We start from the raw sequence: 17,002 nt of genomic DNA on the forward strand, positions 1-17,002 counted from the left end.
AAAGCTGCCGGAACGATACAACAACGACACGGCAAACCAGCCGCGGACGGAAAGGATGTACTACAATGGAACAGAGCGAAAAGACCCTTGATATGATCGTCAATCTCTGCAAGAACCGTGGTTATGTGTTCCCCGGTTCCGAGATCTACGGCGGTCTGGCCAACAGCTGGGACTACGGCCCGCTGGGCGTCGAGTTCAAGAACAATGTCAAAAAGGCATGGCTGAAGAAATTCGTGCAGGAGAGCCCCTATAATGTGGGTCTGGATGCAGCCATCATCATGAACCCTCAGACCTGGGTGACCACCGGCCACGTCTCCAGCTTCTCGGACCCCCTGCTGGACTGCCGCGCCTGCAAGGCACGCCACCGCGCCGACAAGCTGATCGGTGAGGAGCACCCCGAGGTGAACGTGGATGCCATGAGCTTTGACGAGATGGATGCTTTCATCGCAGAGCATGAGGACATCGTGTGCCCGGTGTGCGGCAAGCACGATTTTACCCCCATCCGCAAGTTCAACCTGATGTTCAAGACTGCCATCGGCGTTACTGAGGACAGCTCTTCCACCTGCTATCTGCGTCCTGAGACCGCACAGGGCATCTTTGTCAACTTTGCCAACATCCAGCGCACCACCCGCCGCAAGCTGCCCTTCGGCGTGTGCCAGGTGGGCAAGGCTTTCCGCAACGAGATCACCCCGGGCAACTTCACCTTCCGCACCCGTGAGTTCGAGCAGATGGAGTGCGAGTTCTTCTGCAAGCCCGGCACCGATCTGGAATGGTTCGCTTACTGGAAGGACTATTGCGAGAACTGGCTGCTGAGCCTTGGCATCAAGAAGGAGCACTTGCGCCTGCGTGACCACGAGCCTGCAGAGCTGGCCTTCTACAGCCGCGCTACCACCGATATCGAGTACGCCTTCCCGTTCACCGACTGGGGTGAGCTGTGGGGCATCGCGGATCGTACCAACTACGACCTGACCCGCCATCAGGAAGCTTCCGGCAAGAGCCTGGAGTACTTCGACAGCGAGACCAACGAGCACTACATCCCCTACGTCATTGAGCCGTCTCTGGGCTGTGACCGTGTGGCTCTGGCTTTCCTGTGCGAAGCATACGACGAGGAGCACCTGACCGACAGCAAGGGCAAGGAGGATATCCGCACCGTGCTGCATCTGCATCCGGCTCTGGCTCCCTACAAGTGCGCTGTGCTGCCCTTGAGCAAGAAGCTGGGCGAGAAGGCCATGGAGATCCGCAACGAGCTGAGCAAGTACTTCATGGTGGATTACGACGATACCGGTTCCATCGGCAAGCGTTACCGCCGCGAGGACGAGATCGGCACCCCGTACTGCATCACCGTGGACTTTGACACCGTGGGCGACGAGGCCAAGGGCATTGCTGCCGACAACTGCGTCACCGTCCGTGACCGCGACACCATGGAGCAGGTGCGTATGCCCATCTCCGAGCTGAAAGCTTATATCGAGAGCAAGATCGAGTTCTGAGAAAATTTCGCTTTCAGGCGATAAAAAACAGCCCCGCCGTTGCAATTTCGGCGGGGCTGTGCTATAATACAAATAAAGAAAGTGCTGTCTGGCAAACGGTCAGTACCTTTCCGGCGCGATAATCAAAAGATGACCGCTCAGGTTTGGACGCTGAGGGCGGTCATTTTTTGTTATTGAAGATCTTCCACGCGATATCGAAAATGCCAAAGCTCACGGTTGCAAGCAATGTGAGCAGAGCCAGAGTTTCTAAAAGCGTCATGAAGCATCACCCCCTTCGCTGCAAAGCGTCGGGGTACGACAAAAATGTTCGCCTTCCCGACGCAGGGCCGAAAAGGCATAGACCGCCTGCCGTATGTAGACAGCACTCTCAAAAGACAGTATAACAGACGTTTCCTGCTTTTTCAACAGCGGGAGGTGTCTGTTTTCTTTTTACTGGACAGAACGGCTTGTACCGGGTATACTGAAAAACAGAAAAATATGATTTTTACACCGCAGGAGGTTCTACCGTGGAAAACTTTGACGAACTGCTGAAAAAATATGCCGATTTCATCGTCCGGGTGGGGGTGAACCCACAGCCCGGACAGACCCTCATCATCAACTGCCCGCTGGAGGGCGCGCCGCTGGCGCGGCTGTGCGTGCGCAGTGCCTACGAAGCCGGTGCCCGGGATGTGCAGGTGAACTGGAGCGATGACGCTGTGGCCCGTGCCCGCATGGAGCTGGGCAGCGAGGAGGCCCTGACCGACCTCAAGCCATGGCAGCTGCGCCGCTATCTTGACTATGCTGAAAGCGAGGGCGGCGTGTGTGTACTGCATCTCATTGCGGACGACCCGGAGCTGTATGCGGGCATTGACGGCAATAAGATCAGCCGGGTGAATGCCGCCCGCCGCGCCTTTATGGAGGAGTGGCAGGAGTACACCATGAACGACCGGGTGCAGTGGTCCATTGCGGCCCTGCCCAGTGTGCCGTGGGCAAAGAAGGTCTTCCCGGAGCTGGACGCGGATGCCGCAATGGAGGCTTTGTGGAAGCTGATCTTTGACGTGTGCCGGGTCACTGGTGGCGACCCGGTGAACGAGTGGCAGGCCCATATGGAGCGGCTCAGCACTCTGCGGGATAAAATGAACGCGCTGGACTTGGAAAGCGTGCATTTTGAGAGCAGCAATGGCACGGACCTGACCGTGGGTCTTGCGGATCAGGCTGTGTGGGAAAGCGCCGCCAGCAAGAGCGAAAAGGGCGTGGTGTTCCTGCCCAACATCCCCACGGAGGAAGTGTTCACTGCGCCCCACAAGGACAGGGTAGAGGGCATCGTCTACGGCACAAAGCCCTATGTGTTCAACGGCCAGCTCATCAAGAACTTCCGTGTCACCTTTGAGAAGGGCCAGGTTGTGGACTACCACGCCGAGCAGGGGCAGGTGCTGCTGGGCCGTCTGCTGGACGGCGACGAAGGCTCCCGCAGCATTGGCGAAGTGGCACTGGTGCCGGCAAGCAGCCCCATCAACCGCAGCGGCAAGCTGTTCTACAGCACGTTGTTTGACGAAAATGCCGCCTGCCACATCGCTTTTGGTGCCAGCTACCCCGGCACCACGAAGGGCGGCACGGCGCTGACGAAGGAAGAGCTGCTGGCCCGCGGCATGAACCAGTCCCGCCTGCATGAGGATGTGATGATCGGTGCAGAGGACAGCCATATCACCGGCAAATGCCGCGATGGCCGCACCGTGGAGCTGTTCCGGGACGGCGTGTGGGTGCTGTAAAAGACCCTGCGGCGAAAAAAATCTGCGAAAATGCTTGCATAATCGCGGGATGTATGGTATATTCTAGTAGTACGATATAGTTTAACCTGAAACGTGGGCCGCAAGGTCCGCGTTTCTTGTTTGTTTGGAGGTTTTTTATGGCGAAGCAGTCTGGCGGCAACACCGCCCAGAGAGTCGAAGCGCTTGTCCGCCCCACCGTGGAGGGCATGGGCCTGCGCCTGTGGGATGTGGTTTTTGAAAAGGAAGGTCCAGACTGGTATCTTCGCGTGCTCATCGACAAGGACGGCACCATGGATACCGACACCTGCGCGGATGTTTCCCATGCGCTGGACCCCATCCTTGACGAGGCAGACCCCATCGACCAGAGCTATTATCTGGAAGTGGGCAGCCCCGGCCTTGGCCGTAAGCTGACCCGCCCGGAGCACTATGAAGCCCTCAAGGGCCAGAAGATCCGGGTAAAGCTCATCCGCCCGAATGCAGACGGCGTGCGTGAGTTTTCCGGTATCCTGACAGGCCGCGAGGGCAGCACCGTTACGGTGAACACCGATGCGGGCGCTGTCACCTTTGAGGTGAACGCCGCATCCAGCGTGAACCTGTGCGACGATGAAGACCTGTTTGACTAACATAGATAGAGAGTAAATTACAGGAGGAACCCGAAAAATGGCAGCAGCGAACAATGAATTTTTTGAAGCTCTCTCCATGCTGGAGCACGAGCGCGGCATCACCGCAGAATACCTGATCGAAAAGATCAAGGCTGCGATCATCATTGCCGTCAAGAAGAACTATGAGGTGGAAGAGGACCACGTGAAGGTGGATATCGACCCCGCCGCAGGCCGCTTTGATGTGGCCCTGATCCAGGACGTTGTGGCCGACGAGGACTGGTACGACGAGCACTCTGAGATCGGCATTACCGAGGCACAGAAGATCCGCAAGAGCTACGAAGTGGGCGACCGCATCGTGACCCCCCTCAAGACCAAGGACTTCGGCCGCATTGCAGCCCAGACCGCAAAGCATGTGATCCGTCAGGGCATCCGCGAGGCTGAGCGCAGCCAGCAGCTGAGCGAGATCCAGTCCCGTGCACACGACATCGTGCAGGCCACCGTTACCCGCGTGGACCCGGAGAAGGGCATCGTTGCTCTGGATCTGGGCAAGGGCGGCGAGGCTATCCTGCCCCACAACGAGCAGGTGCCCGGCGAGGTGTACACCGAGGGCCAGACCCTGCAGGTCTACGTTGTGGACGTGGTCAGCACTGAGCGCGGCCCCCGCGTTATGATCAGCCGCACCCACCCCGGCCTTGTCAAGCGCCTGTTTGAGCTGGAAGTGCCCGAAATTTTTGACGGCACTGTGGAGGTCAAGGCCATCAGCCGCGAGGCTGGTGCCCGCACCAAGATGGCTGTTTGGAGCAAGGACCCCAACGTGAACCCTGTTTCCGCCTGCATCGGCGAGCACGGTGCCCGTGTAGCTGCTGTTGTGGAAAAGCTGGGCGGCGAAAAGATCGACATTGTGAAGTGGAGCGAGGATATCTCCGAGTTCATCTCCGCAGCACTCAGCCCGGCCAAGGTGGTCAAGGTGGAACTGCTGCCCGGCGAGACCCGTTCCTGCCGTGTGACCGTGCCCGACCAGCAGCTGAGCCTTGCCATTGGCAACAAGGGCCAGAACGCACGCCTGTGCGCACGCCTGACCGGCTACAACATTGATATCCGCCCCGAGAGCGGCTATTATGGCGAGGAAGAGCCGAAGAAGGAAGCCGAGACCGACACCGAGTAATTCTGGCGCAGATGGCCAAAGGAGGGAAACCGGATGGCACAGAAAAAGATCCCTTCCCGCCAGTGCATCGGCTGCATGACCAGCCGCCCCAAAAAGGAGCTGGTGCGTGTGGTGCGTGCACCCAGCGGAGAGATCAGCATTGATCTGGTCGGCAAAAAGCCGGGCCGCGGCGCATATCTCTGCCCGAACCCCGACTGCCTGACCAAGGCAAAAAAGAAAAAGGCGCTGGAGCGCTGCTTTGAGCAGCCGGTTCCCGCCGAAGTTTACGAGGCTCTGGCCGCACAGCTGGCCGAAGCCGCAAAGGAGGCAGCAGCAAATGGCAAAGAAGAATAACACCCCCGCAAAGCCCAAGCTGCCGCCGGAGGAAGCGCTGTTTCAGGCGCTGAGCCTGTGCCGTAAGGCGGGCGCACTGACCATGGGCTTTGATGCCGTGGAAGATGCCTGCGTCAAGAGCAAGGCATGGCTGGTGATGGTGGCAAGCGATGCCAGCGCCAAGACCGTGCAGCGCCTCGACTATTCTGTGGGCGATCTGGTGGATGTGATCACCATGCCGCTTACGCAGGATAAACTGGCCGATATCAGCCGCAAGCCTGTGGCTGTTTACGCGGTGACTGACCGCAACCTCGCAAAGCTCTGCTTTGACCGCCTGTCGGACTGCGGAGCAATCAAAAATGAGGAGGATATGACCGAATGATCGTAAAATATAAAGTGAGTGATTTTGCAAAGGACCTGAACCTTTCCGCCAAGAAGGTCCTGGATGAGCTGAACGCCATGGGCAGCACCGGCAAGAAGAACAGCTCCAATCTGGAAGAGAACGAGCTGAACTACCTGCTGGAAAAGTTCAGCAAGGATAACAGCGTGGCAAATCTGGACGAATTCCTGAACAGCGCCAAGGCCGCAAAGGAAGAGCCGAAGCCCACTGAGAAGAAGGCCGAGAAGAAGGCCGAGAAAAAGCCCGAAGCTCCCAAGGCGGAAAAGAAGCCGGAGCAGCCTGCCGCCAAAAAGGCAGAGCCTGCCCAGCAGGATAAGAACGGCAATAAGCATAACGAAAAGAAGAACGAGCAGCACAAGAAGCGCGAGGAAAAGACCGTTTCTCTCAGCGAACTGGCTCGTGAGACCGGTGCCAAGGCATCCGCTGCTCCGGCACAGGCTGTGTCCGTGCGCCGCGAGGACAATCAGGTCACCGTGGATACCCGCACTGTGGATATGAACGTGGACCGCTTCGATGCCCGTTACGATGATCTGGCTTCCACCAAGAACACCGAGAACCGCCGCAAGCCCACCCCGCAGGGCAACAAGCAAAAGTTCACCCAGCGCGGTCAGCGCCAGCGCCAGCAGTTCCAGAAGGGTAAGCGCGAGACCGAGTTCGAGCGTCTGCAGCGCATCCAGCTGGAAAAGGCCCGCAGCGCACAGCTGAAGGTGATGATCCCCGACGAGATCACCGTGGGCGAGCTGGCTGCCCGCCTGAAGCAGCAGGCCGGCAAGGTCATTGCCAAGTTCATGCAGATGGGTGAGATGCACGCCATCAACGACGTGATCGATTTCGATACCGCTTCTCTGCTGGCAGAGGAGTTCCACGCAAAGGTCGAGCACGAGGTGCATGTGACCATCGAGGAGCGCCTGTTCACGCAGGAAGAGGATTCGCAGGAGGACCTGGTGGAGCGTCCCCCGGTGGTCTGCGTCATGGGCCACGTTGACCACGGCAAGACCAGTATTCTGGATGCCATCCGCAAGACCAACGTTACCGCAGGCGAGGCCGGCGGCATCACGCAGGCCATCGGTGCATATCAGGTCAAGGTCAACGACAGCCTCATCACCTTCCTGGATACCCCGGGCCACGAGGCGTTCACCTCCATGCGTGCCCGCGGTGCCAACATGACCGATATTGCAGTTCTGGTGGTTGCTGCCGACGACGGCATCATGCCCCAGACCATCGAGTCCATCAACCACGCCAAGGCTGCAAATGTCAAGATTATCGTGGCAATGAACAAGATGGATAAGCCCACCGCAAACCCCGAGCGCGTGATGGAAGGCCTGACCAAGTACGGCATCATCACCGAAGACTGGGGCGGCGATGTGGCCTGCATCCCGGTGTCTGCCCTGACCGGCATGGGTATCAACGACCTGCTGGAGCGCATTGCTCTGGAAGCTGAGGTCATGGAGCTGAAGGCAAACCCCAACCGCCGCGCCAAGGGTGCGGTCGTCGAGGCCCGTCTGGACAAGGGCCAGGGCCCCATTGCCACCATTCTGGTGCAGAACGGCACCCTGCACTCCGGCGATGTGATCATTGCCGGTACCGCTGTGGGCCGCGTGCGCACCATGCGCAGCGACAAGGGCCAGCTGCTGAGCGATGCCGGCCCCTCTACCCCTGTGGAGATCACCGGCCTGACCGCAGTGCCGGAAGCAGGCGACCTGTTCGAGGCTGTTGAGGACGAGCGTCTGGCCCGTGAGCTGGCCGAACAGCGCGTTGCTGCCGCCAAGGAAAAGCAGTTCTCCTCCTTCCAGAAGGTCACGCTGGATAACCTGTTCAGCCAGATGGCTCAGAACGACATGAAGGAACTGGCCATCGTGGTCAAGGCCGATGTGCAGGGCTCTGCCGAGGCTGTGAAGCAGAGTCTGGAGAAGATCTCTAACGAAGAGGTGCGCGTGCGTGTCATCCATGCCGGTGTCGGTGCCATCAGCAAGTCCGACGTGGATCTGGCCGATGCCTCCAACGCCATCATCATCGGCTTCAACGTCCGCCCGGACAATGTGGCCAAGGAAGAAGCTGCTGCCACCAAGGTGGAAATGCGTATGTACCGCGTCATCTATGATGCCATCAACGATGTCACCGACGCTATGAAGGGCATGCTGGCTCCCAAGTTCCGCGAGGTGTCTCTGGGCGAGCTGCAGGTCCGTCAGGTGTACAAGATCTCCAATGTGGGCACCGTTGCAGGCTGCCGCGTGACCAGCGGCAAGATCACCCGCGACAGCAAGGTGCGCGTGGTGCGTGACGGCATCGTGATCACCGAGGACGAGATCGCATCCCTGAAGCGCTTCAAGGATGATGCCAAGGAAGTGGCCGAGGGCTACGAGTGCGGCGTTACTCTGGCAAAGTTTGCCGACGTTAAGGAAGGCGACGTGTACGAAGCCTTCAAGATGGAAGAGTACCGCGATTAAGATCTGAAATAACCCTCTCCGTCATTGCTGGCGCAATGCCACCTCCCCCGAGGTGGGAGGTTTGCAGAGAAACGGAACGTTTGCCGTATCCACGCAAAAAGCTCGCCTCTCGGGAGAGCTGCCGAGCGAAGCGAGGCTGAGAGGGTTTTCTTTTATAGGGAGAAATACTATGTCTCAGAAGAATATGGGCCGTCTGGCGCAGGATATGAAGCGCGAGATCATTGCCATCATCGGCAGGCTGAAGGACCCGCGTCTGGAGGGCGGCCTGCTCACCGTCACCCGTCTGGATGTGACCCCTGATCTGGATGTGGCCAAGGTGTATGTGAGCGTGATGGGCCGCGAGGACGGCCCAAAGCCCGCCATCGAGGCACTGAACCGCGCGGCAGGCCATGTGCGCACTGAAGTGAGCAAGAAAATGCACATCCGCAAGGCTCCCCGCTTCATCTTCGTAGAGGATGACGGTGCCGCCTATGCAGCCCACATCAACGAGCTGCTCCGCACGCTGAACGTGAACGGCGACGCTGACACCGAAGCCAGCGCACCGGAGGAGACCGAAGAATAATTCCGCCTGCGGAAAGGATGGATCATGGAATGACAGAACAGTTGAATGTGCAGCAGATGGCCCAGCGCCTGATGACGGCGGACAACATTTTGATTCTGTGTCACAAAAACCCGGATGGCGATACCATTGGCTGCGGCAGCGCGCTGTATTGTGCACTGAAAGCACTGGATAAAAATGTGGCAGTGCTTTGCTCCGATGCCATTCCCAACCGGTATGCGTTTACCAACGCACATATGTTCAAAGGTGAGTTTGAGCCGCAGACGGTGGTAGCGGTGGATGTCGCCAGCGTGCAGCTGTTTGGAGAAAACAACGGTATGACGCAGTTCTCGCGCCATGTGGACCTGTGCATCGACCACCACGCAGGCAACAGCGGCTATGCCGACTTCACCCTGCTCAATGGCAGCGCCGCAGCGGCGGCAGAGCTGCTGTACGAGGTGATCAACGCCATGGGCGTTGCCATTACGCCGCACATTGCAGACTGCCTTTACACCGGCCTTGCAACCGACACCGGCTGCTTCCGGTTCTCTTCCACCACGGCAAACACCCACATCGTGGCGGCAAAGCTCATTGAGGCGGGCTGTCATGTGGAAGAGCTGAACACCCTGCTGTTCGATACCAAGCCCCGTGAGCGCATGGAGGCCGAGCGCATTGCCCGCAACCATCTGGAATACTATCTGGATGGCCGGTGCGCGCTCATCTACCTCACCCGGGACGAGATCGAGCAGAGCGGGGTGGACCCGGCCGATCTGGAAGAACTGACCAGCCTGCCTGTGAGCATTGAGGGCGTAAAGGTGGGCCTGACTCTGCGGCAGCAGCCCGGCGGTAGCTACCGTATCAGCGTGCGCACCGCAAAGGGCGTGGATGCCTGCGCCATCGCTCGGCGTCTGGGCGGAGGCGGTCACAGCCGCGCTGCAGGCTGTGAGCTGCTGGGCAATCTGGAAAACGCAAAAAATGCAATTCTGGCAGAGGTGGAAGCCGAGCTGGACGCACCGCAGGAGGAAGCATAAATGCAGGGCATCCTGATCGTTGACAAGCCCATGGACTGGACCAGCTTTGATGTGGTGGCAAAGCTGCGCGGCGTGCTGGGCACCCGCAAGCTGGGCCACAGCGGCACGCTGGACCCCATGGCCACCGGCGTGCTGCCGGTGTTCTGCGGCGGTGCCAGCAAGGCAGTGGACCTGCAGCTGAACCACGATAAAAGCTACCGTGCGGTTTTAAAACTGGGCGCGCGCACCGACACCGGCGATGTGACCGGCACTGTGCTGGAAACGGCTCCGGTCACGGCGGGCGAAGGGGAACTGCTGGCCGTGCTGCCACAATTCATCGGCCCGCAGATGCAGGTGCCGCCCATGTACTCGGCCATCAAGCTGAACGGTCAGCCGCTGTATAAGCTGGCCCGTGAGGGCGTGACCGTGGAGCGCAAGGCGCGCCCCATTGAAATTTGCAGCATCACCTACGGCGGCAGCCCTGCCGAAAATGAGTATGTGCTGGATGTAACGTGCTCCAAGGGCACCTATATCCGCACATTGCTGGAAGACATTGCCGCCGCCATGGGCCAGAAGGGCACCATGAGCGCACTGCGCCGCACCTCGGCGGGCGTGTACACCGAAGCCGATGCTCACACGCTGGAGGAAATTCTTGCCGCAAAAGAGCAGGGCATGGACGCACTGGAAGCGCTGATGCTGCCGGTGGAGAGCGTGTTTGAAAGCCTACCGCTGCTGGTGGTGGAGCCTTGGGTGGAACAGCATTTGTACAACGGCTGCCCCACCAGCCGGTATCCGGCAGCAGATGGCCGCTACCGGGTGCGCAATGCCGCCGGACAGTTTTTGGGCCTTGCCAATATCGTACAGGGTGTGCTGCGGGTGGAAAAACTGTTCGTAGAACGTAATTGAAAAAGGAAACAAAACCCATGCAGATCATTTCACAATTTGCACCGCTGCCGCTGGCGCAGCCGGAAAAAGGCACCGCAGTGGCAATGGGCTTTTTTGACGGCATCCACATCGGCCACCGTGCGGTGATCGAAAGCGCCGTGCAGTGGGCCAAAGAACACGATGCCGCCCCGGCGGTGTTTACCTTCAAGCTGCCGATGGTGAATAAGATGAAGGGCAAGCGCCTGCTTTCCACAGCGGATAAGCATGCTCTGATCGCAAGCCTTGGCGTGGAGTATTACCTCACGCCGGACTTTGAGGAGATCAAGGGCCTGACCCCGGAGCAGTTCGTGCTGGGCATCGTGCGGGACTGCAATGCCCGTGCGCTGGTCTGCGGCGAAAACTTTACCTTTGGTGCCAAAGCGGCCGGCAACCCGGAGCTGCTGCGCACCCTCTGCGCTCCGTTGGGCGTGGAGGTGATCGTGGTGCCCATGGCGCAGTTTGAGGAAAAGCCGGTGTCTTCCACCCGCATCCGCACCGCGCTGGAAGGCGGCGACATCCCGGCAGCAAACGCCATGCTGGGAATGCCCTACGCCATCCGGTTCGAGGTGCAGCACGGTGCAGGTCTGGGCCACACGCTGGGGGTGCCCACCATCAACCAGCTGTATCCCGAGGGCTTTCAGCTGCCCCGCAGCGGCATTTATATCACCCGCACCCACATTGGCGGGGTGTGGTATCCTTCGGCCACCGGCCTTGGCAGCCGCCCTACCGTCAATGATGATGCCACCAAGGTGACCTGCGAGACCTTTATCCCGGGCTTTTCCGGCGACCTCTACGGCACCGACCCGGTGGTGGAGTTCCACGCCTACCTCAGCCCCAGCAAAAAGTTTGATACGCTGGACGAGCTGCGGGCCTGCATCAACAACGCTGCAAAGCGTGCACAGGAATATTTTGCATAAGAAAAAGACCTGTCCTTCCGGAGATCCCGGAAAGGCAGGTCTTTTTTTACTGCTTATTCGTAGTCGATGGGCAAAGTGGGCAGGCCGTTCAGCTCCAGCCCGGCAGTGTGCCCGGCAATGTACTGGTAATACCCCTGCGCCGCGATCATAGCGCCGTTGTCACCGCAGAATTTCAGCTCCGGCAGATAAACTTTTGCACCCAGCTTCTGGGCACCGTCGTTCACCAGCTGGCGCAGCCGTCCGTTGGCGGCAACGCCGCCTGCCAGACACACCTGCTTTGCGCCGGTGTCCGCTGCGGCCAGCAGCAGCTTTTCGGCCAGAATGCCCGCAATGCGGTCCTGAAAGCTGGCGGCAAGGTCGGGCACATTGATTTCTTCGCCCTTCATCTGGGCCTTGTTCACCTCATTGAGCACGGCGGTTTTCAGGCCGGAAAAGCTCACGTTGTACTTGCCGTCCACATGGGGCACCGGCAGGCGATAGGCCTTGGGGTTGCCGGTCTTGGCGGCATTGGCCACGCTGGGGCCGCCGGGATAGGGCAGACCCAGCGTGCGGGCCACTTTGTCAAAGGCTTCACCGGCGGCATCGTCCACCGTGTGGCCGAGGATGTGGTAGTGAGTGTAGTCCTGCACCTCCACAATGTGGCTGTGGCCGCCGGATGCCACAAGGCAGAGGAAGGGCGGCTTCAGCTCCGGGTGGGTGAGATACAGTGCGGCAATGTGTCCGCGCAGGTGGTGCACCGGCACCAAAGGCTTATTGGCCGAGTAGGCCAGACCCTTGGCAAAATTCACGCCCACCAGCACTGCACCGATGAGGCCCGGCGCAAAGGTGACGGCCACGGCATCCACATCGTCGATGGCCTTGCCTGCATCCAGCAGGGCTTTTTTGACCGTAGCACTGATAAATTCGCAGTGGCGGCGGCTGGCGATCTCCGGCACAACGCCGCCGTAAAGAGCCTGTTCTTTGACGCTGGTGGAAATGACGTTGCTCAGCAGGTGCCGGCCATCCTCCACCAGAGCTGCGGCGGTCTCGTCGCAGGTGGATTCAATTCCCAAAATAATCATGTTTTAGTGGGCCTCCAGCCAGTTTTTGCCTGCGTGCACATCGGTGCTCAGGGGCACGGCATACTGCACGCAGCCTTCCATTTCCTCCCGCAGGATCTGCGCAGCCTTTTCGGCTTCAGCCTGCGGTGCTTCCACGATCAGTTCATCGTGGACGGTCAGGATCAGGCGGCTTTCCATCTTTTCGTCCCGCAGCCGCTTCCATACCCGCACCATGGCCAGCTTGATGACGTCTGCCGCAGTGCCCTGAATGGGGGTGTTGCGGGCCATCCGCTCGCCGCTGGAGCGGACATTGAAGTTGGAGCTGGAAAGTTCCGGCAAGGCGCGGCGGCGGCCGAACAGGGTGGATACATAGCCCACGGCCTTGGCGTCCGCGATGGTCTTGTCCATGTAGCCGCTCACCTTGGGGAAGGCGGCCAGATAGTTCTTGAGGAAGGCGTCTGCTTCCTTCACGGTCACGCCGATGTCTTTGGCAAGGCTGTAAGCACCCTTGCCGTACATGATGCCAAAGTTGATGGCCTTGGCAGAAGAGCGCAGACGGGAGGTGACCTCTTCCTGCGGGATGCCGTAAATTTTTGCGGCGGTGCTGCGGTGGATGTCCTCACCGTTCAAAAATGCCTGCTGCATGTGCTCATCACCGGTAATGTGGGCCAGAATGCGCAGCTCGATCTGGCTGTAGTCGGCATCCACCAGCACACAGCCCGGCTTTGCCACAAAGTAGGCGCGCAGTTGACTTCCCAGCTCGGTGCGGATGGGGATGTTCTGCAGGTTGGGGTTGTCGGAGGAGAGCCGTCCGGTGCGGGCCTCGGTCTGGTTGAAGGTGGAGTGGATGCGGCCGTCCTCGCCGATCACCTTGAGCAGGCCCTCCACGTAGGTGGAGTTCAGCTTCTGGTAGGCGCGGTACTGCAGAATGTCCTCCACCAGCGGGTAATCCCGCAGGCTTTCCAACGTTTCGGCATCGGTGGACCAGCCGCGCTGGGTCTTTTTGCCGTGGGGCAGGCCCATGGTGTCAAACAGCATTTCGCCCAACTGCTTGGGGCTGTTGGGGTTGAAGCTGGCGCTGCCGGTCTCCATGTGGATGCGGGTGAGCACCTGCTCCAGCTCAGTGCGCAGCTTTACGCCGAACTGCTCGATGCCGTCTTTGTCCACCAGCACACCGGTGCGGGTCATATCGGCCAGCACCTGTGCCAGCGGGAACTCGATCTCATTGTAAAGGCTGTCCTCTCCGCAGGCAGTGATCTCGGCCTTCATCTTGCAGAACAGGTCTGCAAGGCGGCCTGCATCCGGGTAATCGGCACAGGTAAAGGCAGCAGCGGCGCGGTAGCTGGCGGTCAGCTCGCTGATCTGATACTTGGAAGCAGAAGCGTCCAGCAGGTAGGCGGCAAGCTTGCCATCCCACACGATGCTGCTGCCCCAGCCGCCTGCGGCCATGGCCTTGGCATAGAGGGACGCTGCGTTGAACACTTCCAGCGTTACGTCTGCGTTGTCCAGCAGGCGCATAAGGTCGGCATTCTCCAGCGGGTAAACGGTGCAGTCCTGCACGGCGTACCAGCTCTCCGGCTGCAGCACCACGTTGCGGGTGCCCTGCTTGCCCATCACGGCCGGGCGCGATGCCACCAGATAGGTGCCGGAAGGGGTCAGCGGCAGAGCTTCCAGCCCTGCTTCAGCCAGCTCGATGCCGTCCTCTTCTTCTGGGGCGGCAGGTGCAATGCCGTCCAGCCCAAAGCGAGGAATCAGAGAGTGAATCTCCAATTCCTGCAAAAGGCGCACGGCCTCGGCTTTGTTGCCCTCGCCCACGGCATAGGTACCCTCGGCCGTGTCGATGGGTGCATCGGTGCGGATGGTGCCAAGGGTGTGGCTCAGCTGGGCCATCTCGCGGCATTCCAGCAAATGTTCCCGCTGTTTGGGCTTGATGAGCTTATCGTCGATGTGCTCGTACACGCCTTCCAGCGTGCCAAAGTTCTGCACAAGGGTCAGGGCGGTCTTTTCACCAATGCCCTTCACGCCCGGAATATTATCCGAAGCATCGCCCATCAGGCTCTTCACCTCAATGAGCTGTCTGGGCTGGATGCCGTATTTTTCCTGAATGGCGTCCACGTCCATCGTCACCGTCTTGCTGCGTCCCATGACAGTGGCGGCAAGCAGCACAGTGGTGGTGTCACTGACCAGCTGCAGGCTGTCCCGGTCTCCCGTAGCAAGGAAGCAGTCGTCCTTCCGGGCGGCGCAGGCAGCGGCCAGCGTGCCAAGGATATCATCCGCTTCCCAGCCTTCGGCGGTGACGGTGCGGTAGCCGAGGTCTGCCAGAAGTTCCTTGAGCACCGGCATCTGCTGGGCCAGCTCTTCGGGCATGCCATGGCGGGTGGCCTTGTAGCCATCGTACATTTTGTGGCGGAAGGTGGGAGCCTTCAGGTCAAAGGCAACAGCCACCTCGTCGGGTTCGCACTCCTTAAGCAGGGAGAGCAGGATATTCAGAAAGCCATAGATGGCGTTGGTGTATCGTCCGTCCTTGGTGGTCAGCAGCTTGATGCCAAAAAAAGCACGGTTGGCAATGCTGTTGCCGTCAATGACAAGTAAACGCATAGTCGTGTTCCTCCATTGCATTATTACACATTCTGCATTATACCACAAAACCGTGCCCAGCGGGGGATTTTTGCGTAAAAAAGAGAGAAAGCCGCCAACATGGTTGACGGCCTTCCCTCTTACTCCTCGATGCGGATCGCGCTTACCGGGCAGGCGTTGGCTGCGTCCACAGCCTGCGGCACCTCCTCCGGTGGGATCGGCCCGGGCTGGGCCACGGCCAGCGTGCCTTCCATCTGGAATACGGCGGGGCAAAGCCCGGCACACTGGGTGCAGCCAATGCACAGATCAGGGTCAACATATGCGTTCATAGAAAAACCTCCTTCTGATAATGCCCTGCGGGCAGTATGGCCCATCCGGCTGCGAATTATGCCTATGCAGAGGGCACAGGATGTGGTACAATAAAAATTCAGGAGGGTACAGACCATGAATATTCAGATCTTTGGCACAAGCAAGTGCTTTGATACCAAAAAGGCCCAGCGCTATTTCAAGGAGCGCGGCATCAAGTTCCAGATGATCGACCTCAAGGAAAAAGAGATGAGCCGCGGCGAGTTCGAGAACGTGGCCCGCGCTCTTGGCGGCTGGGAAAAGCTGGTGGACCCCAATGCGAAGGACAAGCAGACCCTTGCACTTCTGGACGCACTGGTGGACTGGCAGAAGGAGGACAAGCTGTTTGAGAACCAGCAGCTGTTTTTAACGCCTATTGTACGCAATGGCCGCAAGGCCACCGTGGGCTACCAGCCCGATGTGTGGAAGACATGGGAATAAGGAATGCGCTTTTCACAAAAAAACCACGGGCATAGTTTTGCACAATGGGCCGGTATGTGGTATACTGGACACTGTAGCATTTGAGAACCCTGGGAGATAAAACAACTATGAAACATTATATTACCCCTGAAGAACATGCCCGGATGCAGCGCCGCCGCGGGCGGCAGGCACTGGGCCTTCTGGTTGCCATTCTGGTGATCGTGGGCTTTGTTACCGTGCTGCGGGCCGGTGTGGGCGCGGTGGCGAACCTGTTCGATGATACCGCCCAAAAGCAGGAATATGAAGATAAGCTGGAAGGGCTTGTGCTGTTTGACCCCATGCCATTTGACGGCATTGAGAACATCGACGACCTGACTCTGCGCGAAGCTGCGGTGTGGGGCTGCATCTATAATATTCAGGAAACGCAGGGCGGCTTTGACAACTACAATACCGACCCCGACACCGAACAGCTGCTGCTGCCCTCGCTGGATGTGGATGCCTACCTTGCAAAGCTGCTTGGCCCCGGCTTCAAGCTGACCCACCGCAGCTTTGAGATGGAGGATATGACCATCGAGTTTGACGATGCCACCCAGTGCTATAAGATTCCGGTCACCGGCACGGTGGGCTACTACCGCGCAGTCGTCACCAAGCTGTTCAAGCGCAGCGGCAAGCTGCATGTGACCGTGGGCTATATTCCCACCACCAGCACGGACGACAGCATCATCAATGTTTCTTCGGATACGCCCACCAAGTACATGGATTATCTGTTCGAGCGCCAGAGCGGCAGCTGGTATCTCACCGGCCTGACCGAGAGTGAGACCAAGGCCGAGAGCACGGAAAGCACACCGGCCGCGAATGTGCCGGAACCCATGGCAGAAAGCGATGTGCAGGATGCCATTCTTGCAGCAGCCGGTTCGGATTCTGCTTCGGCTGAGGCAGACAGCACCGCTGCAGACGAGGGCGTGGATACACAGGCGGAGGAACAGCCCGCCGACAGCACCGAGGCACAGGCGGACGAAAGCACAGCCAGCCCGGCGGCATAATACAAAACAAAAATACCGGATACAAGG

Annotated in this window: 16 protein-coding genes; 13 read left to right on the top strand and 3 right to left on the bottom strand. The window is 59.3% G+C overall.

The features are described 5' to 3' along the window. The first annotated feature begins 65 nt into the window (after positions 1-65). From ACGHUK_RS03505 to ribF, 11 genes are all read left to right on the top strand, one after another. The gene (locus ACGHUK_RS03505) at positions 66-1,487 is read left to right on the top strand and encodes a glycine--tRNA ligase (RefSeq protein ID WP_097773884.1); all 1,422 of its coding nucleotides are present in this window, start codon (positions 66-68) and stop codon (positions 1,485-1,487) included. 506 nt (positions 1,488-1,993) lie between these two features. Beyond that, entirely contained in the window at positions 1,994-3,235 is a 1,242-nt protein-coding gene (locus ACGHUK_RS03510; RefSeq protein ID WP_207699036.1) for an aminopeptidase, read from the top strand. Positions 3,236-3,372: 137 nt separating this feature from the next. Further along, the gene (gene rimP, locus ACGHUK_RS03515) at positions 3,373-3,858 is read left to right on the top strand and encodes a ribosome maturation factor RimP (RefSeq protein WP_005945397.1); all 486 of its coding nucleotides are present in this window, start codon (positions 3,373-3,375) and stop codon (positions 3,856-3,858) included. 37 nt (positions 3,859-3,895) lie between these two features. Next, on the top strand, positions 3,896-5,002 hold the full coding sequence (gene nusA, locus ACGHUK_RS03520; RefSeq protein ID WP_097773881.1) for a transcription termination factor NusA: 1,107 nt from the start codon (positions 3,896-3,898) through the stop codon (positions 5,000-5,002). A gap of 33 nt (positions 5,003-5,035) precedes the next feature. Further along, entirely contained in the window at positions 5,036-5,335 is a 300-nt protein-coding gene (gene rnpM / locus ACGHUK_RS03525; protein ID WP_005945403.1) for an RNase P modulator RnpM, read from the top strand. After that, on the top strand, positions 5,319-5,696 hold the full coding sequence (locus tag ACGHUK_RS03530; RefSeq protein ID WP_005945406.1) for a hypothetical protein: 378 nt from the start codon (positions 5,319-5,321) through the stop codon (positions 5,694-5,696). Before rnpM ends, ACGHUK_RS03530 begins: the two co-directional genes overlap by 17 nt. Next, positions 5,693-8,161: a translation initiation factor IF-2 gene (gene infB, locus ACGHUK_RS03535; RefSeq protein WP_097776638.1), complete on the top strand. Its 2,469-nt coding sequence runs from the start codon at positions 5,693-5,695 to the stop codon at positions 8,159-8,161. The genes ACGHUK_RS03530 and infB overlap by 4 nt, the downstream gene beginning before the upstream one ends. Positions 8,162-8,330: 169 nt before the next feature. Then, the gene (gene rbfA, locus ACGHUK_RS03540; protein WP_005945412.1) at positions 8,331-8,723 is read left to right on the top strand and encodes a 30S ribosome-binding factor RbfA; all 393 of its coding nucleotides are present in this window, start codon (positions 8,331-8,333) and stop codon (positions 8,721-8,723) included. Positions 8,724-8,740: 17 nt separating this feature from the next. Beyond that, complete coding sequence (locus ACGHUK_RS03545) at positions 8,741-9,730, top strand: bifunctional oligoribonuclease/PAP phosphatase NrnA (protein WP_120079717.1); 990 nt, start codon at positions 8,741-8,743, stop codon at positions 9,728-9,730. Beyond that, positions 9,731-10,615, top strand: a complete 885-nt coding sequence (gene truB / locus ACGHUK_RS03550; RefSeq protein WP_349138195.1) for a tRNA pseudouridine(55) synthase TruB — start codon at positions 9,731-9,733, stop codon at positions 10,613-10,615. 17 nt (positions 10,616-10,632) lie between these two features. Next, entirely contained in the window at positions 10,633-11,550 is a 918-nt protein-coding gene (gene ribF, locus ACGHUK_RS03555) for a riboflavin biosynthesis protein RibF (protein WP_120079721.1), read from the top strand. Positions 11,551-11,603: 53 nt separating this feature from the next. Here ribF and tsaD read toward each other — a convergent pair whose 3' ends face one another. From tsaD to ACGHUK_RS03570, 3 genes are all read right to left on the bottom strand, one after another. Next, positions 11,604-12,611 carry a tRNA (adenosine(37)-N6)-threonylcarbamoyltransferase complex transferase subunit TsaD gene (gene tsaD, locus ACGHUK_RS03560; protein ID WP_390575005.1) on the bottom strand — a complete coding sequence of 336 codons (1,008 nt, stop codon included), beginning with the start codon at positions 12,609-12,611 and terminating at the stop codon, positions 11,604-11,606. Between the two features lie 3 nt (positions 12,612-12,614). Next, positions 12,615-15,188, bottom strand: a complete 2,574-nt coding sequence (polA, locus tag ACGHUK_RS03565) for a DNA polymerase I (protein ID WP_390575008.1) — start codon at positions 15,186-15,188, stop codon at positions 12,615-12,617. A gap of 119 nt (positions 15,189-15,307) precedes the next feature. Beyond that, positions 15,308-15,496 carry a ferredoxin gene (locus tag ACGHUK_RS03570; RefSeq protein WP_005945433.1) on the bottom strand — a complete coding sequence of 63 codons (189 nt, stop codon included), beginning with the start codon at positions 15,494-15,496 and terminating at the stop codon, positions 15,308-15,310. Between the two features lie 115 nt (positions 15,497-15,611). Between ACGHUK_RS03570 and ACGHUK_RS03575 the strand changes: the two genes are divergently transcribed. Next, on the top strand, positions 15,612-15,953 hold the full coding sequence (locus ACGHUK_RS03575) for an arsenate reductase family protein (protein WP_005945436.1): 342 nt from the start codon (positions 15,612-15,614) through the stop codon (positions 15,951-15,953). 107 nt (positions 15,954-16,060) lie between these two features. Next, positions 16,061-16,975 (top strand): hypothetical protein, encoded by a 915-nt coding sequence (locus ACGHUK_RS03580; RefSeq protein ID WP_005945439.1) that lies wholly within the window; start codon positions 16,061-16,063, stop codon positions 16,973-16,975. Positions 16,976-17,002: the final 27 nt, after the last annotated feature.

This window comes from Faecalibacterium sp. i25-0019-C1 (genome assembly GCF_042854225.1).
Taxonomy (GTDB): Bacteria; Bacillota; Clostridia; order Oscillospirales; family Ruminococcaceae; genus Faecalibacterium; species Faecalibacterium taiwanense.